The organism is Psychrobacter sp. NZS113, assembly GCF_015864825.1.
Classification (GTDB): Bacteria; Pseudomonadota; Gammaproteobacteria; order Pseudomonadales; family Moraxellaceae; genus Psychrobacter.
Window position 1 is genome coordinate 17580 of record NZ_JADYWL010000005.1, and the last position, 23686, is coordinate 41265.

16 protein-coding genes are annotated in these 23686 nt (G+C 44.5%); 6 read left to right on the forward strand and 10 right to left on the reverse strand.

The genetic code is table 11. The annotated features are described in order from the left end of the window. Positions 1 to 125: 125 nt before the first annotated feature. Both I6E61_RS08585 and I6E61_RS08590 read right to left on the reverse strand, forming a co-directional pair. The gene (locus I6E61_RS08585) at positions 126 to 1682 is read right to left on the reverse strand and encodes an ATP-binding protein (RefSeq protein WP_197133251.1); all 1557 of its coding nucleotides are present in this window, start codon (positions 1680 to 1682) and stop codon (positions 126 to 128) included. Positions 1683 to 1696: 14 nt separating this feature from the next. Continuing rightward, the gene (locus I6E61_RS08590) at positions 1697 to 2383 is read right to left on the reverse strand and encodes a response regulator transcription factor (RefSeq protein WP_197133254.1); all 687 of its coding nucleotides are present in this window, start codon (positions 2381 to 2383) and stop codon (positions 1697 to 1699) included. A gap of 244 nt (positions 2384 to 2627) precedes the next feature. Here I6E61_RS08590 and I6E61_RS08595 point away from each other — a divergent pair, with 244 nt between their 5' ends. Further along, the gene (locus I6E61_RS08595) at positions 2628 to 3170 is read left to right on the forward strand and encodes a Spy/CpxP family protein refolding chaperone (RefSeq protein WP_197133256.1); all 543 of its coding nucleotides are present in this window, start codon (positions 2628 to 2630) and stop codon (positions 3168 to 3170) included. A gap of 211 nt (positions 3171 to 3381) precedes the next feature. On the opposite strand, the gene I6E61_RS08600 is transcribed toward I6E61_RS08595, so the two are convergent. Together I6E61_RS08600 and I6E61_RS08605 are read right to left on the reverse strand one after the other, a co-directional pair. After that, positions 3382 to 4980: a hypothetical protein gene (locus I6E61_RS08600; protein WP_197133259.1), complete on the reverse strand. Its 1599-nt coding sequence runs from the start codon at positions 4978 to 4980 to the stop codon at positions 3382 to 3384. A gap of 162 nt (positions 4981 to 5142) precedes the next feature. Then, positions 5143 to 7239 (reverse strand): hypothetical protein, encoded by a 2097-nt coding sequence (locus I6E61_RS08605; RefSeq protein ID WP_197133261.1) that lies wholly within the window; start codon positions 7237 to 7239, stop codon positions 5143 to 5145. Positions 7240 to 7608: 369 nt separating this feature from the next. Between I6E61_RS08605 and ggt the strand changes: the two genes are divergently transcribed. From ggt to cysE, 5 genes are all read left to right on the forward strand, one after another. Then, positions 7609 to 9561 (forward strand): gamma-glutamyltransferase, encoded by a 1953-nt coding sequence (gene ggt / locus I6E61_RS08610; RefSeq protein WP_197133264.1) that lies wholly within the window; start codon positions 7609 to 7611, stop codon positions 9559 to 9561. Between the two features lie 457 nt (positions 9562 to 10018). Beyond that, on the forward strand, positions 10019 to 13717 hold the full coding sequence (dnaE, locus tag I6E61_RS08615) for a DNA polymerase III subunit alpha (RefSeq protein ID WP_197133267.1): 3699 nt from the start codon (positions 10019 to 10021) through the stop codon (positions 13715 to 13717). 84 nt (positions 13718 to 13801) lie between these two features. Beyond that, positions 13802 to 14179 carry an Hpt domain-containing protein gene (locus I6E61_RS08620; protein ID WP_197133270.1) on the forward strand — a complete coding sequence of 126 codons (378 nt, stop codon included), beginning with the start codon at positions 13802 to 13804 and terminating at the stop codon, positions 14177 to 14179. Continuing rightward, positions 14180 to 15049, forward strand: a complete 870-nt coding sequence (locus tag I6E61_RS08625) for an RNA methyltransferase (RefSeq protein ID WP_197133273.1) — start codon at positions 14180 to 14182, stop codon at positions 15047 to 15049. A 529-nt stretch (positions 15050 to 15578) separates the two neighbouring features. Next, positions 15579 to 16445 (forward strand): serine O-acetyltransferase, encoded by an 867-nt coding sequence (cysE, locus tag I6E61_RS08630; RefSeq protein ID WP_197133276.1) that lies wholly within the window; start codon positions 15579 to 15581, stop codon positions 16443 to 16445. Between the two features lie 74 nt (positions 16446 to 16519). Here cysE and I6E61_RS08635 read toward each other — a convergent pair whose 3' ends face one another. The 6 genes from I6E61_RS08635 to pheA all read right to left on the reverse strand — a co-directional run bounded on the left by I6E61_RS08635 (position 16520) and on the right by pheA (position 23678). Continuing rightward, positions 16520 to 17068, reverse strand: a complete 549-nt coding sequence (locus tag I6E61_RS08635) for a 2-amino-4-hydroxy-6-hydroxymethyldihydropteridine diphosphokinase (protein WP_227685745.1) — start codon at positions 17066 to 17068, stop codon at positions 16520 to 16522. A gap of 1 nt (position 17069) precedes the next feature. Next, the gene (gene folB / locus I6E61_RS08640; RefSeq protein ID WP_197133282.1) at positions 17070 to 17507 is read right to left on the reverse strand and encodes a dihydroneopterin aldolase; all 438 of its coding nucleotides are present in this window, start codon (positions 17505 to 17507) and stop codon (positions 17070 to 17072) included. A gap of 52 nt (positions 17508 to 17559) precedes the next feature. After that, a complete protein-coding gene (gene rarD, locus I6E61_RS08645) occupies positions 17560 to 18522 on the reverse strand; it encodes an EamA family transporter RarD (RefSeq protein ID WP_197133284.1) in 963 nt (320 codons plus the stop codon). A 216-nt stretch (positions 18523 to 18738) separates the two neighbouring features. Beyond that, complete coding sequence (locus tag I6E61_RS08650; protein ID WP_197133913.1) at positions 18739 to 21030, reverse strand: bifunctional prephenate dehydrogenase/3-phosphoshikimate 1-carboxyvinyltransferase; 2292 nt, start codon at positions 21028 to 21030, stop codon at positions 18739 to 18741. A gap of 171 nt (positions 21031 to 21201) precedes the next feature. After that, positions 21202 to 22344 carry a histidinol-phosphate transaminase gene (gene hisC / locus I6E61_RS08655; protein ID WP_197133286.1) on the reverse strand — a complete coding sequence of 381 codons (1143 nt, stop codon included), beginning with the start codon at positions 22342 to 22344 and terminating at the stop codon, positions 21202 to 21204. A 152-nt stretch (positions 22345 to 22496) separates the two neighbouring features. Then, positions 22497 to 23678 (reverse strand): prephenate dehydratase, encoded by a 1182-nt coding sequence (gene pheA, locus I6E61_RS08660; RefSeq protein WP_197133289.1) that lies wholly within the window; start codon positions 23676 to 23678, stop codon positions 22497 to 22499. Positions 23679 to 23686 lie beyond the last annotated feature (8 nt).

Consider the following 23686-nt stretch of genomic DNA (forward strand, 5'->3'; position numbering starts at 1 on the left):
CGATTTAAGATGCCTTAAGCATTAAAGCCTAAATATGAAAAATACAAGTGCGAGCATTGTAGACAGCCAAACCAAGCAATTCTCGCACTGTATCCAAGTTATATAGGATTGACTATAACAACCTCTTAGCCCTCTTTAGATCTTATCGGCAATACTATCTGTACCACCAACCCTTGTACACCGTCTTGTCGATTGTAAGCGTTGATACGTCCTTTGTGTGCTGTCACTACCGCATGAACGATTGCCAACCCCAATCCATAACCACCTGTCTCACGATGGCGCGCAGAGTCTAGCCGCACAAAAGGCTGAAAAATACGTTCTAAGTCTTTTTCTGCTACACCGCCACCCTCATCCGTTATGCTAATTTGAATAGCAGGTGCCTTGTTATTCATCTCCACTTTTTTGATTTCGGCAATAACCTCTGAATCAGCTGCTGTGTGCATAAATGCATTACGAATGATGTTTTCGAGGGCGCTATGCAGCTGCTCTTGATTGCCCAGTACTTTCCAAGAGGCGCTCGATACAGCCAGTAGTGGCGACGAATCAGGTGATTGCCATTGCCAACGCACATCCTTATGTTGAAACTCAAAACACACATCTTGGCCAATCTCGCTGATAATCTCAGTCATATCAACCATGCCATTTTCTAAATTATCGATGGTATATTGCTGCATTTGTAGCGACTGAATATGAATAATCTGCTCAATCAGCTCATTCATTCTCGCCGACTCTTTATCAATACGATCGAGGTAACGGCTGGCATTAGGCGCAAAATCTCGGGTCAGCTCTGTTGCAACCTCAAGACGTGCCAACGGTGAGCGCAATTCGTGCGAGATGTCACTCAACATCTGCTTACGTGCCAATTCACTTTCAGCCAAACGCGTTGATAATTCGGCCACATCCTTCGCTAATAAACCCAATTCGTCATCTCCCATTTTGGATAAGTTTGGATGGGCTTGATAGTCACCATCAATCATACGGTGCACTGTGTGCTGTACACGGCGAATACGCTGAGTCATCGTACGGCTTAGCCAAATACAGACCAAAATGCTCAACAAGATAATTAATAGCACGCGGATGGGAAAGTTAGTATATTTCAGCTCCACGACATCAGAAAAACGTAGATGTGGACGCAATTGTACAATAACTGTGCGTTCATCTGGCAAAACGACTGCCATATCAGCGAGTTCTGGGCGACTCTCAGAGTCAGCTATCTCAGCACTAGTTGGTATCATCGGCGGCATAAAATAACTCAGAGGTGACCGCGCATTCTTCGATACGTCATCGCTCATTCTGGGCGGGATTGGCTCTATCGATGGTAACGGTATTTCTTCTTTATTATCTGACTGACGGACTGGTTTCTGATCCTCTCTATCCCGGTAACGCGGAAATATAATGCTACCTTGCTCATCATAGACTCTGACTTGATTCATCAACCAGCGGTCTTGACGATACAGTTGTTTGACCGCTTCCATATCACCGGCTTTCAGTGCTGCGACCAGTTCCTGACGCTGAACCAATAAACTGTCTACCTGCACATCCATACGAGCGGTGAGCGCTTTTTCACTTAACCAACGCTCTACCATGACAGACAAGATAGAAGTGACCAAAATGGTGGCTAACAGGCTCAAAAACAGCCGCCAAAACAGGGTAAACCTCACCTTAAACTTAGGGTTATTCATCGATGATTCCATCATTAAAGTACCAGCTGATAACCTTTACCACGAACTGCTTTTATAGGCTCGTCATGAAACGGTTGGAGTTTTTTGCGCAGGCGTGACACATGAACATCGAGACTACGGTCAAAAGGCTGTAACTCACGTTGCAACACATGCTCTGACAGCCACTCCTTACTAACGACCTCGCCTTTTTGTTTGAGAAGCGCCACCAATAAGTCAAACTCTGTACCCGTCACTTGCAGCTCAACACCATCTATTTGACAGACTCGCTGGTTTTGATCCAAGTGCAAGCGACCTTCTGGTAGCGGTGTGTGCTCTGACACTGCTGCATTGGTACGTTTAATGACTGCATTAATACGTGCTAGCAGCTCTCGAGGATTACAAGGCTTGGTAATGTAATCATCAGCACCAAGCTCTAAACCGATGATACGATCAATCTCCTCGCCTTTTGCGGTTAGCATAATGACAGGGATATCAATAATATTCGGTAATTGACGTAGTACACTGAGTCCGTCCATCTTCGGCATCATAATATCCAGCACTAGCAAATCATAAACAGGGGCCTGCGTGCTGGCTTTTTTTAGTTTTTTTATGACAGCCTCACCATCATGAACGCAGTCACATTGGACGCCATGATTATGCAAATACTCTTCTAATAACTGAGTCAACTCTTCGTCGTCATCACCTAACAATATGTTTGGCATATATCTCTCCTTAAGCGCTAAATAGCTTTGTTATTTATATTATCAGGCAATAACTGATCGGTATGCTATAAATGTTACTTTTCTTAATACTTCATAAATGTTCGCAACCTTCAACTGTCGTAAGATAGCACCTATCAACAGCGAGTATTGTCTTTATATTCAACGCTTAAAAACAATAATTGCCAGATAAAACGTTAAATATCCATTCAATCAAACCATATGAAGTTAAATAAAGGACGTTACTATGAAAAAGTTACTATTAGGTTCAGCCATCGCATTATCTAGCGTATTTACTGTTACTGCATGTACCAGTGTTAATGCAAACACAGATACCACACCATTAACGACACAAATGCAAAAGCATCATAAAGCAGACATGAAAAAGGGTGGCATGAAAAAAGGTGAGATGAAAGGTCCACTGTCTCAGCTAGACCTTACAGAAGCACAGCAAGCCAAAATCAAAGCCATTATGGAAGCGAAGCATGGTGATCGCAAAGCAGAACGTACACAACATCAAGCAGAGCGCGCGCAAATGGATCAGCAGATTCAAGCACTGACCAATGCACGCACATTAAATAGTGCTGCTGTAAACCGTTTGGCTGATCAACAAGCAGCGAAAGAAAAGCAGCGCTTCATCGAACGTGTACAAACCCAACATGCAATTGCTCAAGTATTAACTGCTGAGCAGCGTGCTGAACTGGCACAAATGAAAGAAGATAGAAAAGGTGATGACGAAGGTGGTCGTGGTTCAGACCGTCGTGAGCCTCGTGGCGAGCGTGCACAGTAAGGTATGTAATAATTCACTCCGGAAAAGTGTTATTTTACCTAGGGCCTGTCATCAATTAGCTCATTAATGCATTTCATGGTCTAGCTGTATACGTAAAATAGAAAAGCGCACCTATAAACAGTGCGCTTTTTTATGACTTCAAATAAAGAATACAATCAATAACAAGTTTTTCATTCTATCTCTAAATAGGACAAACAGGTCTGCCCTATCCTCAATCAGTCGAAGCAAACCGACCTTTCACCATTGGAAGCATATTAAACATCATTTTTCCCAGTCCAGTACCATTGCCATCACGATAGTATTGTAGCAGCTCCTTACTATACTGCCGTGCATCGACGCTATTGCTAGCATTCGGCACTTGCGCATCACTTGTCAAGTTAGGGAATGCCATGTCTTTAGAGCTAATAGCAGAATACTGCTGTAATGCGTCTATTACCATGCCTTTGCCAGATTCGTTACTAACAGAATGAACTGTGTTACGTGAGTGATGCCACTTGAGCTGACCCCGTTTATCAAACCCAAACAGCTCTTGTATTGCTGTGTTCGCTCCCGTCTCATCCTCTACCGTCTCAACGTCGTTATCACTATCCATACTGCCTTTCATCATAGCAAATGCTTGCTGCACCAATGCCTTACTAGTCAATGTATTAATACTAGCATCAGTATCTATGTCGGTTTCTGTATAAGAAGACTCACCATCTGAGACCAGTTCGGGATATTGCTGAGTGATACGATCGTAGAAGATTTGCATATAGTCTTGATAAAACTGTTCATAGCTATCAGCACTTTGCACACGGCGAATCACTTGAGCACTTGCTTGCATAACTGGCAGCTGATGTTCAGGTAATTTAGGAGATAGTGATGCCAGTGTATTGGGCGCGACATAGTCAAACTGGCTGACAGAGGCTTCATCAAAAGTACGATCTAACGCTTCAAAATGGGCTTTTATCACCTCACTACCAAACCCTTTTGGCAGCGTACCATCATCTAGCGCTACTTTTAGCCACTTGTTTTTCCATGTGGTACCGAGCTTGTCGTCTAATAGCTCGGAGTTCAACATCGCAAAATTATCGGCCCATAAATAAATAACACCATTTTTAAAATCGATATAAATAGGCTGATTGATACTGCTTTGATGATTGCGCGCTTGGTATTGTGCACTGGCTAGCATAGTAGCTTTGCCAGCCATTGGTTGATAGATACCTTGCGCATTGATAGACAATGGCTTTAATAAGTAAGCATCCAGTAGCTTGGCTTTTTTGATATCTAGCGGTTTGGTTTTTTCATGATAACCATCAAATAGCTGCTGATACGATGGTGGTACGCTCACATCGCTATCGTAACTACTCTCTATCCACGCTTCATAGGCATCGGAACACTCAAGATAGCTGTCTTTGATTGCAGTTCGCTGAGTATCATAATCCGCAGCCATCACATCGTTATTTTGCGTTTGTGCTTGGCCGACTAGAGCAGCATATGCCTGATCATGTGTTTCTTCGCAATAGGTATCCACATAGTCTGCCGTAACCAACTCTGCCTCATCTACATCGGCAAAATACTGATTGTTACTAATTTCAAGGTTGCCATGGTAGCTAAATGATTGGCGACGCTGTTTTTTTAGTGCCGTTGCCAACGCTGTTTTAGCCGCTATTGGGGTTTGTTGTGCTGTGATGCTATTAGACTGACCAAGGCTAGTAGATTGACAGCCCGTTAATAATAGTGTGCCTGTGATGAATGCACTGGTCAATAAAGTGTGACTCTTGATAGTTGACGGCAGACGACCTACGATGGCTTGATGTACTGTTTTCATTGCTTATCCTTAATAAATATGGGCTTGAACGTGACAAGATATATAGTCAATCCTCTATAAATTGGATACGGTGTCAGCCTCGCTCAGCCTACTATTTGTAGTACTTTCACTTTGCTTCCTGGTATCCAAATATATTGAACCAACTATAGTGCTAATGACGCTCTATCGGTTGTCTGTATCATCTTCCGCATCGGCATAGTCTTCGTTATAGTCATCATAATTACTAGACTCATACTCTGTCGCATCACTGGCATATGCCTCGCTAGCATCAGCATAATCACTACTGCCGCTATAATCATAACGGGCATAACGAGCAGCTTGTAGCCTATCTTCTTTTTGACGCTGTTTTGCCATCCAAGCATTGCCATCGATAGCAGGTTTGGCATTTGCACCAAATGACTCAGTCAATAACGGGGTCAATGCACTCTTATTAAAGCTGGCTTTATCATAACGTACTTGGTTTATCACAGTGGTTGTAGAACCCATCAAATCGCCACCAATATTCATACGTTGCTGCTTAGCAAGCAGTCGATCTGAGCTGTCTAAGTAATAGTAATTTATCTGATTAAAGGAGATAGGACCAATAGCTTCAATAACCTGCAATAGCGCTCCCACATCCGCACTTTGATAGCCCTTGTTATACAGCTGTAATTTATCAATGGCTGTTTTTAGCATGGCGCCATCAGGGTATTTTTCTGGATTGGCATCGACATACTCTTGTAGTGACTGAGTCATATACTTTAGAACTTTACCAATCATCTCACCGCTTTGCTGACTGCCAAAATATACTTTTACCGCTCGGCTAGCACCGACTTCTTTGGCAAATGCATCACCACGAATATCGACCGCACTAAAGTGCTCAGGTGCCAGCTCTGCCATGCTGTCTTGTATCGCAGCAATCGCCGCATCATAGACTACTGCTGGCGGTAGTTGCTCCGTAATGCTCTCTGGCAAACCAAAACTGACCGTATGCGATGCCATCTCGTGCGGTAATGGGGTGTTCTCAGGATTAGCAATCGCCATGATAGGCATGATAACTGAAGGATCGACCGTGACATTGCTGTTGTTAAAATCAAACGCGAGTGGTATTTGTACTGATGAGCTGATCGTCGGCGTCACATAGTCATAGCTATAGACGCTTTGTAGTTGTCTTTGCTGAGGCTTATATTGACTGACACTGTTGAACATGAGGTTTTTATAGTGATATTCATTTGATGCTGCTATCTGCTCGGGAGTACGATGAATCATGCTAAGCATTTGACCAAGCACGCCTGACGCTGACTCAGGGGGAAACGCGCTTGCTGTACCCGCCATTTCTGCTTGTTGTTTTGCCATCTGCATGGCTTCATATTGCTCTGTCATGCTTTTGGGATTTAATGCTGATAAATTTGAAAAAGCACTTCCCGATTCATAATCATCGGTTTCATAGGCTTCTGCAGCATAGTCACTACGACTATAACCGTTTTCGTCATAGCCATCTTGGTCGTAACCTTCATCATCGTAGCCATACACGTTATAGCCGTCTGTATCATAGCCGTACCAGTCATAACCCTCTTCATCATAACCGTTTTGATCTAAACCATAGTCGTCATAGCCATTTTTATCGTAACCCTCATAATCGTAGCCATACTCGTCATAGCCATTTTCATCATATTCAAGCTCATCTGACTCCTCAGCATATTCTTCGACGACCACTGCATCTGCAGCATCGACATAACTATCATCATCTGAGTCATAGTCCGACTCATAGTCGCCCGAGGTTTCTTTTTTATAAACGTAGGTCTCTAAAATAGTCTTAAGCAAACTGCTAGCGCCGGCATCGATACTGTCTGGATCAATAAAAGGAGCTGCTTGATAGTTGGCTTGCGAGACTGACACATGCTCCGTTGCTAGATGCTGACGAATAGCGGTCAATAAATGTGATTTGGCTTGATTCTCTGTACTGGGATATTTTTCTTGATCAAACAACTGGGCATAGCGTTCAGAATTGGCATGTAAACTGGCATTAAATGCACGGCCCTGTGCTTGACTTTGCGCGGTGTCTGCAATCTCAAAATTAATCATCTTGCCTGATACAGCAGCATTTGATGACGCTATCTGGCTAGATTGACAGCCTGCCAGCAAGGTCGTCGCACCTACAGACAAAATGGCACAGCCTGCAATCATTATCGACTGACGCTTACTAGTATTCGATGACTGGTAATCTGATGATTGGGGCAAAGTTGGCTGGTCATTTTTACGAAAGATAGGCGGTGACATAAGACTTCCTTAGTCTAAGCTGACAAACAATTGTAAGTATCGTATTAGTAGGGTTATTTATATCACAAAACATTACTCGCTAGCGACAATAGAGCAATTTTTCATTTAATTTCCATAAATTATTGAGGTCATGCCATCGTATCGATTAATAAAACAGTCAAAGCTCCTTAATATGAGACTGTCTTTGAGCTTAGAGGTAATAAGAAAAGACATTGCTATGAATAGCTATATTTTTCAAAAACATTATTTTTATAGACATATGTAGGTAATACACCTCTATTCTCATGCTATCCTACTATTTTGTCATTTTGCGTAAAATAACTCTCTACAGCCTTACTGGTCAATCACTCTTATAAAAAGGACTTTGTCATGTCATTACTATATTCTCATCATGCTTCTCAGCAACAGCGTTCAAAGACCAACACATCACTCAAATCTAGCGTCTTGCTCATTACCAGTACATTATTACTGTCCATCTCGGCTAATGCGCTTGAACCAGTGGCATCAACCACCACTGATTCGGTAAAAAATACGTCTATCAATACCAGTGCGATAAACCTCGGTATTATGACTAATAATCCCACCGTGCTGTCTGAGACCAAACGCATTACGACCACTAAATCAGGCACCCTCACCGCCACGACTAATACTGCTAACAACACGAATAGTGATCAAGCAATCTACTCTGTAGATGCGATTCATCATCCAGTATGGGCAAAAAACGGCATGGTCGCGACGCAAGAGGCTCTCGCATCAGATATCGGCTTAAATATTTTAAAAGAGGGTGGTAATGCCGTCGATGCAGGCGTCGCTGTTGGCTTTGCCTTAGCTGTCACCCTACCCCGTGCTGGCAACATCGGTGGTGGTGGTTTTATGATGATTTATGATGCCAAACAAGGCAAAACAGTGGCGCTCGATTACCGTGAAAAAGCTCCCAATAGCGCTACTCGTGATATGTATCTCGATGAGGAAGGCAACGCCGTTAGCGACTTGTCCCGCTATCACGGCTTAGCGGTGGGCGTGCCGGGCACAGTGGCAGGACTACTCAAAGCATTAGGAGAGCATGGCACGATGAGCCGCGGGCAAGTCATGGCACCAGCGATTGCACTGGCAGAGGACGGTATAGAAGTGACAGCGGGATTGTCCGAGTCGCTCACAGCCTTAAGTGATCGCTTGCAAAAATGGCCCAGCACGAAAAAGGTGTTTTTTAAACCAGACGGTAGTGCTTATCAACCGGGTGAACGCTTAAAGCAGCCGGAGCTTGCCCGCTCGCTAAAGCTGATTGCCGCACAAGGCGCTGATGGGTTTTATAAGGGCGAAACAGCGCAAAAATTGGTCAAAGCGGTCAATGACGCCGGCGGGCGTATGAGCTTGCAGGATTTGAGCGATTATGAAGCAATCGCCCGTGAGCCAGTCAAAGGCAATTATCGTGGTTATGAAGTCGTCTCAATGCCACCACCCTCTTCTGGTGGTATTCATATCATCGAGATTTTGAATATTTTAGAGGGCTATCCACTCAAAGACTATGGACAAAACAGCGCGCAGACTATTCACTTAATGGCCGAAGCCATGCAACTGGCTTATGCAGATCGTGCCGAATATTTGGGCGATTCGGACTTTATCGATGTGCCTGCCAGCGGTCTTACCTCTCAAGCTTATGCTGACAAACTGCGCGCCTTAATTGATCCAAACAAAGCCACGCCAGCCGCGACCATCAAAGCCAATAACCCACTCCCATACGAGAGCGACCAAACCACGCATTTTTCTATCGTGGATAAAGATGGCAATGCGATAGCCAATACGTATACGCTTAATTTCTCTTACGGCACTGGTCTCGTTGCTGAAGGTACAGGGATTTTACTCAATAATGAGATGGATGATTTTTCTGCCAAGCCTGGTGTGCCAAACGGTTATGGCCTATTAGGCGGTGAAGCCAATGCTGTCGAAGCCAATAAACGCCCACTATCCTCGATGAGTCCAACCCTCGTGTTCAAAGACAGCAAGCCGTATATCGTCACGGGTAGCCCAGGTGGTAGCCGTATCATCACCACCGTCACCCAAATCCTCTCCAATGTCATCGACCATGATATGAATATCGCTGAAGCCACTCATGCCCCGCGCATTCATGACCAATGGTTGCCTGATGAAATCCGTATCGAAAAAGCACTTAATATTGACACTGTCAGAAAGCTTGAATCAATGGGTCATACGGTCAGTCCGCAATCAGCAATGGGTTCGACGCAATCGATTATGATTACGCCAAATGGTGTCTACGGCTCATCTGATCCACGTATCGTCGATGCGGCTGTGGTTGGGTACTAACTTATAATACCAATATCTAATCCTCACAAAGAGGCACTATCATAACTATCATACATAGTGCCTCTATTATAATTTTTTTATTGGTCCATCTTTAATAGAATAATGCTAAATAGACCAATCCGATTTTTTGGTTGATAGATTTTATTTGCTACTTCTTTTTCATAGTATTTATATGACAAAGGAATTCCATTGATTCTTAACTTAGCAGTTTTAGGGGCTTACTCATTTTCAATATTTCACCTTTACAAATCAGAAATACAAGCTCTTTCACTCAGATTAAACCCTTGGAATCAGTGGCTGTCTGCGGCAAATAATGCTATTATTAACGACCTGATTTGAAACAAGAAAATACGATAACTAACGTCGTTTTCAGACTAAATTAAAACCTTAAATCATTGATAATTAAAAATTTATTTCTTATCAGCCTATTTTCCGATCGCATCCGTAAGAGTCTTCTATGGCATTTGTACATCTTGGCATTCACAGCGAATATTCAATTACTGATTCTATCGTGCGTATTAAGCCGATGGTTAAAGCGGCGGCGGCTGACAATCAGCGCGCGTTGGCCTTGACCGATTTATCCAACCTTTATGCGACGGTGAAATTCTACCGTGCCTGCCTAGGCGCTGGTATCAAGCCTATTATCGGCAGCGAAGTCATCATGGAAAATGAAGACACGCGACTGACCTTGTTAGCGATGGACAATGAGGGCTATCAAAACATCACCCGTATCGTATCGCTTGGTTTTACCGAAGGTCGTGCTGATGATGCCAACCACGGTGTGCCAGTGGTTAAGCGCAGTCATATTTTGGAATATGCGGCAGGCGTGATTGTATTATTTACCGAAAAGTCCGATGTTGGTCAGGCATTGGTCGGCTCAATGCCAGAGAAAGCCGATGAGCTGATTACCGAGTGGCAGTCACAGTTTGCTGATCGATTATATTTTTCCATCAAGCGCACCAGCCGCTCAGGTGAAGATGCCTTTATTCAGGCGGCTATTCACTCGGGTGCCAAGCACCACATCTCTATCATTGCACATAACGATGTGCGGTTTTTGGAGCAAGATGATTTTGATGCCCATGAAGCACGTGTCTGTATTGCAGGCTCTTATGTATTGGCTGATCTCAATCGTCCGCAAACTTATTCGGATGAGCAGTACCTCAAGACCCAAGCTCAAATGGAGCAGCTATTTGCTGATATTCCACAGGTTATTGATAATACCTTGCGCTTAGCCACTCGTTGTAATGTGACTTTGACACTGGGCATTAACGTCCTACCCGACTTCCCCGTGCCTGAAGGTGAAACCATTGAATCATTTTTTCGGGCAGAGTCTGTACGTGGTCTAAATAATCGCTTAGATAAGCTCTTCCCTGTCGCCGAGCGTACTGAACATTGGAGCGACTTTCGCCAAAGGTATGACGAGCGCCTAGAATATGAGCTTGAGATTATCTTATCAATGGGGTTTCCGGGTTATTTCTTGATCGTTATGGACTTTATCCGTTGGGCAAAAGCCAATGGCGTACCCGTTGGACCGGGCCGTGGTTCTGGTGCTGGTTCGCTGGTCGCTTATGCGTTAAATATTACCGACCTTGATCCAATTCATTATGATCTGTTATTCGAGCGCTTCTTGAACCCTGAACGTGTGTCGATGCCCGATTTCGATATTGACTTTTGTATCGAAGGTCGTGACCGAGTCATTGATTATGTCGCGCAAACGTATGGCCGTGACGCAGTCTCGCAGATTATTACCTTTGGTACCATGGCCGCAAAAGCTGTGGTACGTGATGTGGCGCGCGTACAAAGTAAGTCGTACTTCCTCGCTAATAAAATATCTAAGCTGATTCCCAAAACACCCGGTATCACCCTCAGTCAAGCACTCGAGCAAGAGCCACAGCTCAAGGACTTAATCTCTAATCCTGACAATATGGATTATGAAGATGCCATTGAAGTTTGGGAGATGGCAATCAAGCTAGAAGGCGTCTGCCGAAATGTCGGTAAGCATGCCGGCGGTGTATTGATTGCCCCGCACAAGATCACTGACTTTAGCGCCATCTATTGTGATGATGAAGGACATCGCGTCAGTCAATTTGACAAAGATGACGTCGAGGCCGTTGGGCTAGTGAAGTTTGACTTTTTGGGTCTGCGTAACTTAACCGTCATCAACGCTGCGGTTGAAAACATCAACTTGCGCCGTGCCAAAGAAGGCAAAGACGCATTGATCCTAGAAGACTTGCCGTTAGATGACAAAAAAGCTTATAAGCTATTGCAAGATGCCAAAACCACTGCCGTCTTTCAGTTAGAAAGTATGGGTATGAAAAAGTATCTGGCCAAATTGCAACCGACCAATATCGAAGATGTCATCGCCATGTGTGCGCTATATCGTCCGGGGCCACTTGATGCCGGTATGGTAGAGATGTATATCGACCGTAAGCATGGTCGTGAGGAAGTCATCTATGATCACCCCAATCTTGAGCCGATTTTAGAAAATACCAATGGCGTTATTGTCTATCAAGAACAGGTGATGCAGATATCACAGGTAATGGCAGGATATAGCTTAGGCGGTGCGGATATGCTGCGCCGAGCGATGGGTAAAAAGAAACCCGAAGAAATGGCCAAACAGCGCGATATCTTCGTCACTGGTGCCACTGCGCAAGGCATCGATGAAGTCACCTCAGGTGGTGTCTTTGATTTGATGGAGAAGTTTGCTGGTTACGGTTTTAACCGCTCGCATTCTGCCGCTTATGGTGTCTTGGCTTATCAAACGGCTTATCTAAAACAGTACTACCCTGCCGAATTTATGGCAGCGGTCTTAACTTCTGATATGAACAACACCGACAACGTGGTGTTCTTTATCAATGACTGCCGCGAAAACTTTGAATTGACTGTGGTGAATCCATCAGTGAATCGTAGTGAATGGCATTTCGTCGCTGACACCCCGACCAATATCATTTATGGTTTGGGCGCGATTAAAGGCGTTGGTGAAGGTGCGGTTGAGTCTATCGTTGATGCACGCCGCCGAGAAGGGCCATTTAAAGACTTATATGATTTCTGCCGCCGTGTTGATATCAAAAAGGTCAATAAGCGTACGCTTGAAGCATTGGTCAGTGCGGGCTGTTTTGATGACTTTGCCGCAACCTTACGACCTGACTTGCCAAGCGATGAAGCTTACGAAATTCGCGGTGCATTGATGAGTCAATTGCCAAGCGCCGTACAGGCCGCTGAACAAGACCGTCAAAACCGTGAAATAGGTATGATGGATTTGTTTGGTGAAATGGATGGTGTGGTCGCCGCACCGCCACTCGTCATGACACCAGAGCTAATCTGGGGTGACAAGCATCGCCTAAAAGCGGAAAAGAACACCTTGGGGCTGTATTTGACAGGTCACCCTATCAATGAATACTTAGAAGAGCTAAAACGATATACCTCTGGTACGCGCCTTGATAAGCTAACAGATACTGGCTACAACGGCAGCTGCTATTTTGCAGGCTTAATCATCGATATTGCCAACTTTGGTACTCGCAACGTCATTACCTTAGACGATGGGACCTCAAGGTTAGAAGTCAGCTGCTATGCAGAGCGCTTTAACCGCGTAAAAGACCAGCTAAAAGTCGACGAAGTGGTCATCATTAAAGGCAGTATTCGTGAGCGTGAGGGTCGTCTCTTTGCCCGTCTTGATAGTGCCATGAGTATGGTTGATGCACGCCTGCGTTGGCTCAAAAAAATAAGCATTAAAGTTCATGGTAGCGACATTAAGTTGCTCATGCATCTACAACCACTGCTCAAATCAGCACAAGCCGACATCATACCTACACCGCGCTTGGCTTATAATAGCGATCAGGATGAGCAAGACAGTAACAGTGGTAATGGCGCTTACGACCCTACTATAGGTGGCAGTTTATACGACGAAAACGGCAATGATTTACTGGCAGTAGACAATGGCAGCCCTACCGACCAAAATTATGCTAATAGCGCCTTAAGCAATACGGATACCTCTATCAATGATAATTGCCTACCGCTTGGGCTGAGCATTTATGAAGCGTTTGGTATTGCTAATGTGGGACTATCCGAGCATTGGCGTATTTACCCAAACGATGACAACTTACAGCAGTTAAAAACCATGATTAGTGAAGACAATCTACATTTTCATTATAATTAGCGCTCTCAGTAGTATCATAAAATATATCGGTATTAATGAACCTTATTGCTTTAACTTTAACTTTTAAAAATTGGATATAAAACCATGGACGACACCTCGAATAACCCAATGGCTCAGCCCACAACAGAAATCATCAATGATGAGCAGTTTGAAGACATGCGTGATCTGCTCGAAGAAGACTTTGCCGACTTAATACAAGTGTATCTTATAGACAGTAAAAAACGTGTCGCAACGCTGCGAACCGCTCAGCAAGAAAACGATCATGCCAATGGCTATGAGACCGCTCATGCTCTAAAAGGCGCGAGTGCTAATTTGGGAACGACACAACTGGTCAAGCTTAGCAGCCAATTACAAGAGTGCTGCCGTGAGCGCCGTATTGGTGAGCAAGCCGCACTGATTGAAGACATCGCAGCCGCATTAGAACGCGCTGAACAAGAAATAAACTTAAGATTGGAGCAATAAATGCGTAGCGAGACTCCATCATCTGAAGCGTTACCATCTCTCTCAGAACCATCAGCTCATAGCGTGAGCGATTACCTAGACGCTGTGCAAGTTGTCATGGTTAATACGACTTTACCTGCCAACATTGGCTCAGCAGCACGCGCAATGCACACTATGGGGCTCTCGCACCTAACGGTCGTTGAGCCCAAACTGCCAATTGATGACACCAGTGTCTCTCATGCCGCAGGTGGCAGTGAGCTGCTTTCATCAGCGACTATCACGCCAAACCTTGAGTCTGCTATTGCAGACTGCCAGCTCGTGTTCGCAGCTAGCAGTCGCAGCCGTCACTTGCCTCGTCCTGTGGTCACACCCACGCAGGCAGCCAAAATCATGTTTGACTTTATGGATCAGCAAGACACCGCTGTTCACGATAAACCAAATATCGCGATATTGTTCGGTCGTGAAGATCGCGGTTTGACCAATGAAGAGTTGGCTTATGCAGATTATCATATTCAAATCGATGCCAATCCTGCTTATCCTGTATTGAATGTCGCATCAGCAGTGCAAGTGATCGCCAGCTTTATCTTTGCTTACGCACAGACGCACACGAAGATAGCTGATAATCATTCAAATACCGATGTCAGTACAACTGCTCAGCCAATGATAGATATTCATTTGCGTCAGCAGTGGGACGAGCCAGCCATCACTCAGCAGCAGTTACTACAGCTCACTCAGCGTATGACTGACCTCATGGTTCAGCGTGGACTGGCAGATAGCGAACATCTAAAGTCATTGCCATCACGACTGTCTAGACTGGGTTCGCGTGTACAGCTTGATCAAAAAGAGTATCAATTACTAAGTGCATTGATTGCCAAACTGTCGAAAAACTAGATAACTTATCTAGGGCGTGTCATCATTTAGATTGTGTGGCTTGAAATGAGAAAAATTGCAGTCAAACAAGGAAGAACTCGCCGTAAATATGAATATATTGACAAGATTTCTAACGATGTTTGACAAAGTTTAGCCATTTTAAGGCCACTAAATGTATCAATGTGCTAATTGATGACATTCCCTAGGACTGCTACCAAATATAAAATCGACACTCACAAACTTATATTATGTGATGGGTTTGTGAGTATTTAATAGCTCATCACTATATTTTATCGTGTGAAACTGCTATAACTTGAAAGACCTTAGCGTAAATATAGTCAATCCTCTATAAATTGGATACAGTGTCAGTCTCGCTTAGCCTACTAATTGTAGTACTTTCACTCGTCTTCCTTGTATCTAAATTATATTGAACCGACTATAAAATATAATATTTATGCAGACTTAATAACGATTAAAATCTAACAACTATAAATGAAAGAGATCGCTATTTCAGTAACGACACTCTACCGATAAATAGATAGGACGCTTTATGTCATTGCCAACCAAATTGTTAAAGACGCTTACTAGCATCAAAAAGGATTTAAAAGAAGATATCGATGCGGTATTCAAACGTGACCCTGCTGCACGTAATAGTCTAGAAGTTATATTGACCTACCCTGGCATCCATGCGCTTATCTTACATCGCGGGGCACACTGTCTCTGGAATAACGAACAAAAACTAGCGGCACGTGTGGTCTCTTATGGCTCACGTATCGTGACTGGTATCGAGATTCATCCTGCTGCCAAGATAGGTAGACGATTTTTTATTGATCATGGTGTCGGTGTGGTCATTGGTGAAACCGCTGAGATTGGCAACGATGTCACCTTATATCATGGCGTCACCCTTGGCGGCGTATCATGGAATAATGGCAAACGCCATCCCACGCTAGAAGATGGCGTAACCGTTGGCGCTGGTGCAAAAGTATTAGGCCCATTTACGGTGGGTAAAAATGCCAAAATCGGCTCAAACGCGGTGGTGGTAAAACCGGTACCAGCAGGCGCTACAATGGTCGGTAATGCAGCTCGCATGATATCGGATCATCATGATGAAAAAGGCAATCCAATTGCTGAAAAATCACCAGATACTAAGTTACAAGAAAAAACAGCGACCTCAAAACAAGCTACTGCACGCGATACGGCATTTCAGGCTTATGGTATCGATCCAACCTCACAAGATCCCGTTGCAGAAGCATTTGCTAAAATGCTAGAGCACATTCAGCAATCAGAAAACCGCCTCGATCAACTACAAGCTGCCATGTGCAAAATCGACCCTAGTTTTTGTAAAAAAGAATATGACAAGTTGTGCTTAGAAGAATTCGATGTGATTGGTAAAGATGAGGCTGACGAAAACAAGTAATAATTGAAACCTTAAGACATTGCTACTGAACTAAAAGCCTTGCTATTCGAATAGCAGGGCTTTTTATTGGTCGCTCATAGTTTTGTTGTTACTAACAATAAGGAGTTGACTGAAACTAACTCCTCAACTCCTGTGCGTTCATGCGCTTTAAATGGATAACGATCTGCCATGATTAGCCATTCGAATTTTTGGTTAGGTGATGAATTTTTGCTTAGGCTATTTTTATTGATAAGGGTTTCTATCAACAGAATATCGATATCCATGGTGACTTTTTTGACTGACGTTTTTGCTACTGCCAAACGCTCTCTACCACACTCACCTTCCATCTGCTTAAACAACGCTTGCAACTGTTGCAATGTCACAGGTTTTGCCAAACGTAAATAGACACACTGATTGGTATAGTCAGGTTTTGGTAGCTCGATAGTCGCTGTAAAGTCAGGGTTTTGAAACGGCGTTGATAACTGTATCTCGCCTAGGGCTGCTAAATCCTTACGAACACGTGGCAAGTGCTTATCGGCTTGGTAATTACTGCCCAATGCCAACATCACCGCCGTCACAGACTGCGCTTGCAGCTGTTCAGGCAGGCATTGTTTTAGCGTTTCTAAATTCAACTCAACTGACATTTTATGCATCATTAGATTGGCTATTATCAGCTTCTTTGGCAGCTTCTTTAGTAGCTAGCTCGTCTATTGACGCTGACGCATAGCGCGTGATTTGCACCCCAACCGCATCCGCTTGTGCAATAGCAGTTGGCTTAGCAACACTTAACGTGATTTTATGGCAAGCATATTTCGTGAGTAGCTTGTCAGCGATTTGACCTGCCAGATGCTCCAGTAGTTTTGCTTTAATCTCTTTACACCACTCGCTGACATCATCGCAGACTGCTTTATAGTTCAGTGCATCATCGACATTATCTGACACAGCAGCAGCGCTGATATCAGTTTCAAGCGCGATATCAATCAGCAGCGGTTGCGTAATCGCCCGCTCCCAATCGTAGACACCGATGACGGCCTCTACTTTTAAACCTTTTACAAATACCACATCAGATTCAGTATGAAACATGCTCTCATCCTTGCTTGCTAAGTGTTTAATTAGAGTTTTGAACTCAGTTTTTTTAATTGGTTTGCTGCAGTGCTTCTTCACGCAAGCGCGCTGCTTTTAAGGCCTTGCTTGGGCGATGGCGCCATAAATCAATGCTAAATAATAGCAGACCTAGCCAAATCAAGCCAAAGACCGCTAAACGATGTAAGTCAAATGGCTCTTTATAATAGAACACAGCCAAAAAGAAAATAAAGGTTGGGGTCAAATAATTCATAAAGCTTAAAATACTAAAAGCGACCATCTTAGTCGATTTATTAAATAACAGTAATGGTATCAATGTAATCGGGCCCGCAATCATTAATAGCCATATGTTTGAGGTGAACCAAAAGCTCAGTTGGCTACTGACCACATCCGATTGCCAAAACCACCAAAGAAAAATAGGGACGAGCATCGAGGTTTCGACAAACATCGCATCGACAGGCGTTAGCGGTGTTTGACGCTGAATCGTACCATAGGTACTGAAACTAAAGGCTAGCACAAGCGATAGCCACGGCAGACTACCGATCATGACCACTTGAATGACCACAGATAACAGTGCAAATCCGATAGCGACCCACTGCAAGGGTCGCAGGCGCTCCTTGAACAAAATCATCGATAGCGCGACACCAACGAGCGGGCCAATAAAGTAGCCCAAACTCGCCTCAAGGATACGGTCATGGTTGACCGCCCATACGTAAGTGAGCCAGTTGGTCGCAATGATAATACCTGATATAAAAGTTAATGCGATCCATTTTGGATTTTGCTTCAGGGTATCTATCCATTGCCAGCGCTTGGTCACGACCACTACGATAAGCAAACACGCAAACGTCCAAACAATGCGATGACCGATAATTTCTGTCGCGTTATAAGCAGACAACTGCTTGAAATATAGAGGAAAGGCGCCCCATATGCAGAAAGCGATAAGCGCAGTGATGATACCGCTTCTCGTCGTTTTAATAGGGACTACGGGTTTTTTGACAACATTTTGGATGGTCATAATACAATACAACGTGTTAGAGCAAAGCGCGATCTCACCTACTTCTATCAATCATATAAACCTAGAAGCAGGTGCGCAGGGTTACTACAGATAAGGTAAAAAGTAAAAAAGCAATGCGTTGATACCCGTTTGGGCATCAACACATTGCTAACGATAAGCGCCGTTTTAAAAAACTATTTTAAGTAAAGTTCAAACAATAAGTGTACTAGCACTAGCCTAGCCATTAGTGCTATCAACTTGGATAGACATACCAATATGATTGGCCAATTCTGCAAATCCTGGGAAGCTGGTGTTAACGGTCTCGACCCCTTCGATAGTGATCTGCTCAGACGCACGCAAACTAGCAACAGCAAAACTCATGGCAATACGATGGTCATGGTGCGAGATAATGTGACCACCACCGAATACAGGCTGGCTGTTATTGACTTCGCCGTTCTCACTTTCTGTGCCTTGACCTTCAATGATTAGCCCATCATCCGTTACGGTACAATCAATACCGAGAGTGTGCAATCCTTCAGCCATGACCGCAATACGATCAGACTCTTTAACGCGCAACTCTTTAGCACCAGTCAATACCGTACGGCCTTTTGCACAGCTAGCAGCGATAAACAATACTGGGAACTCATCAATCGCTAGTGGTACGAGATGCTCTGGTATCTCAATACCCTGCAAATTTGAGCCACGAATCGTAATATCAGCGACTGGCTCACCACCAACATGCGTTTCATTGCTTAGGCTAATATCGGCTTGCATCAGCTTTAGGATATCGATGATGCCAGTACGCGTAGGATTGATACCCACTTGCGTTAAGGTCAACTCACTACCTTGGCTAATCGCAGCAGCGACCATAAAGAATGCTGCAGAGGAGATATCAGCTGGCACAGCGATATCGCCACCCGTTAGCTGACCACCGCCTATGACACTGATACGATTGCCCTCTACTGTCACTGGATAACCAAAGGCTGATAGCATACGTTCGGTATGGTCGCGGCTGACTTCAGGTTGGATGACAGTCGTTATGCCCTCGCTCCATAGTCCCGCCAGCAATAAGCAAGACTTGACCTGTGCAGATGCTACTGGCATATCATATTCAGCACCTTGCAGCGGCTTACCAACCATCTCACGACCAGTAATGCTAAGTGGTGCGGTACCACTATGCCCTGTGCTTTGAATCACAGCACCCATGGCGCGAAGTGGTGCAGCCACCCGTTCCATCGGACGTTTGTTTAAACTGGTATCCCCTGTCAACACACTATCAAATGATTGTGCCGCCAAGATACCCGATAGCAGACGCATACTGGTGCCTGAGTTACCCATGTATAAAGGTGTCTTGCTTGGTTTGAGTCCATTCATACCGACACCATGAATCGTCAATTTGCCGTTATCAGGCCCTTCAATCGTCACACCCATGTCACGAAATGCTTGCAAGGTCGCAAGCGCGTCTTCCCCTTCCAAAAACCCAGTGACATGCGTGACACCTGTTGCAAGGCTGCCAAGCATGATACTGCGATGAGAGATAGACTTGTCACCAGGAATGGTAATGGTGCCTGAAACGGTATTGCTAGGAGTAATATTATAAGATGCTGACATGGCAGAAGTATCCGTATAAGGGGTGCTGGCTAACATATGGCCAAAATGTCGCCGTGCGGCTTGCGCTCGGCCTAAAAGTCCCATCAGGGCGGTTGAATCTTTATCAATGATAAGCTGACGCATGGTCTGTAGATAGACGCCATACTCATCAAGGGCGCTAACAATCGCGCTTTCGTTGGCAAAAAATATATCGTGCCACATTTTAGGATCGCTGGCAGCAATGCGGCTAAAATCACGAAAGCCGCCCGCTGCATAGCGAAACATATCTAAATTATCATCATGACTGGCCAACTGTTCAACCAGATTGAAAGCGAGCAAATGCGGCAAATGACTGGTATGCGCTAAAATCGAATCATGATGCTCGGCTTCCATTGCCATCACGCTAGCACCCACTGCTTCCCATAACCGTCTTAGCTTACGTATCGCGACGATACTGGTCGTCGGTAGCTCACAGATAATGACGCTATGGTTGGCAAATAAAGTGGCGCGTCTGGCATGATATCCTGAATTCTCAGCACCAGCAATCGGATGCGCTGGTACTAGTCCTGTCGGTAGCGAACCAAACACCGATTTGGCGGCATTGATGATATTGACCTTGGTACTACAAACATCCGTAATGATGCAGTCAGTCGCCAGTTGTCCGTCATCCATCGCGGCTTTGATATCGACAAACACCGCTTGCACAGCTTGTACTGGCACAGCGATAACTATCAAATCACTACCTGCGACCACATCACTTAATGCTGAACTGCCTGCGTCTAATAAGCCATGTTGAATGGCCTCCTCGATGCTTGGCGCGTGTCTATCGACGGCAACCAAACGGTCACTGAGACCATTGTCTTTGATGGCTTGAGCAAGACTGGCACCAATGAGTCCAAGCCCAATGACACAAACTTGCTTGAATCGTGGCATCTGCATATTGGTAAGCGATTTTTTATTATTTTGTTGACTGTCTTTCTGGCTATTCACGGCTTTTCTCATTGAACAAATTAACGTCCGTTTAGATATATCAGTGTCGAAAAAACTCACGTTCTCGTTATATATTTAAGGGTAGTTTGACTTACTTTAAAAATACACGAATAGTATCGTTTAATCGTCAGTTAAAATAGAGCGCAACGTATCAATCAAGCGTAGATTGTCTTCTGCTAAACCAACGGTGATACGTAGCCAGTTATGTAGACCATAAGCAGCTAATGGACGGATGATAACACCCTGCTCTAGCAACGCTTCATGGATAGAAGCAGCAGTTATGTCTTCCATCTCAACCTCTATTTTTACCATAATAAAGTTAGCGTGTGACTTGATAAACCCTAACCCTAACGCGTCAAACTGCTTTTCCAACCAACGCATTTGCTCATCATTCATCAGACGCGTTCTTTCAATAAAGTCCTGATCCGCAAGTGCTGCGGCTGCGGCTGCCAAACCAATACGACTGACATTAAATGGCTGACGAATACGGTTCAGTAGTTCAGCAACGGCGACCGAGCTCAGTGCATAACCCACGCGCAAGCCAGCCAGCCCATACGCTTTGGAGAAAGTACGGACGATGACGACATTATCAAACTCGTCGAGCAGCGCCCGATTGTTACTTTCAGGGCTGTATTCGATATAGGCTTCATCTAGCACCACCAAGACTGAGCTTGGCACACTCGCCATAAATGCATGCAACTCTTTATGCGTAAGCTGAGTACCCGTTGGGTTATTAGGATTGGCAATGAACACGAGCTTAGTATTAGGATTGTCCTGAACCGCTTGGCTCATCGCTTTTAGATCATGACCAAAGCGCTGTGCAGGTACTTCAACATCCATAGCACCTTGCATCTTCGCTAGCATCGAATACACCACAAAGGCATATTGACTATAAACGATGGCATCACCAGCACCAACAAAGCTACGCGCCAAGATATCAAGCAAATCATCAGAGCCATTACCCAAGGTAATCTGGTCGACATTCACATCATTAAAATCAGCCAATGCTTGCTTGAGATAGTAACCGTTGCCATCAGGATAGCGTGCCAACTGACCTAACTGCTCAGTAATCGCTAGCGTAACTTTTGGTGAGCACCCTACTGGATTTTCATTACTCGCAAGCTTCACCACATCTGAGATGCCATATTCACGCGTGAGTTCTTCTACTGGCTTTCCTATTTGATAAGGTGCCAATGATAAAATACTGGCATAAGCAGGTACAAGCGGTGACAAGCTTGACTCTATCGACTGAGATGATTGCATGATTTATCCTTAGATGTGAGAACGCACCTATTATTGGTTAAGCCTGTGAATCTTAGTGGTGGCGGCCAGTTGTTATACGCTATGACTTAAAGGCAATAGCTTAAAGAAAGTAGCTTAAAGACAATAGCGTATAACGATAGTGCTTATGAGATTTATAGTACGGCTTTTGGATATGAGCCCAACACGCGTAAATCCTTCACTAATGGGCGGATATCGTTGATGGCTGCGCTGACATTTGGATCGTCAATATGACCGTCCATATCAATAAAGAAAACGTATGCCCACTTATTAGGACGTTCAGGACGTGTTTCAATACTGGTCATAGACACGCCATGATAAGACAGTGGCTTTAGTATCTCGATAAGCGCGCCAGCTTTATCATGGGCAGAGACCACGATAGACGTTTTGTCTTGTCCTGATGGCGCAATCGCTTCATGACCAATGATGAGGAAACGTGTGGTATTGCTTGGATTGTCTTCGATGTTTGAGTAGAGCTTGTGTAGATCATACTCTGCCGCTGCTACATCACCGGCAATCGCAGCTGAGTGCCATTCGTTTTTCAGACGACGGGCTGCTTCACCATTGCTCGATACGGCAACACGCTCAACATTAGGAAAATTCACATCGAGCCAATGACGGCATTGTGCCAATGATTGCTGATGAGAATAGATACGGCTTAGCGCCTCTACTTTAGTGTGTTCAGCGACCAAGAAATTCTGATGAATAGGTAATTCAACTTCACCAATAATCTTTAAGGTAGAAGATAAAAATCCATCTAAAGTATGATTGACCACACCCTCTGAAGAGTTTTCAACAGGTACCACACCATACATTGCTGTACCCGCTTCCACTTCACGGAACACATCGGTAATGGTCGTCATCGGTACCGTGTCAGCAGCCTTACCAAAATGCTTGAGCGCGGCAGCATGCGTAAAGGTGCCAACAGGACCCAAGAACGCAATGCGTTGCGGCGCTTCTAAATCCAAGCAAACTGACATGATTTCACGGAATAAACGTGCCATCTTTTCATCAGCAATTGGGCCAGCGTTACGCTCCATGACAGCTTTTAGCACTTGCGCTTCACGCTCAGGACGATAAAAAATAGGATTGCTACTTTCGGTCGCCGAGCTATTAGCAATATGGTTTTTCTTAACTGCGGCCACTTGCTGAGCCAGCTTGGCACGGTTATTAATCAACGTCTGAATTTCGCAGTCTACTGCATCGATGTTTTGACGGATATTATTCAAAAATTCTTTTTCAGTCGCGGTATCGCTAGTGCCTGCAATGCCCTGATTTAGGTTATCTATGTTTTGCTTTGGTGACTGCTCACTCATTACCGCCC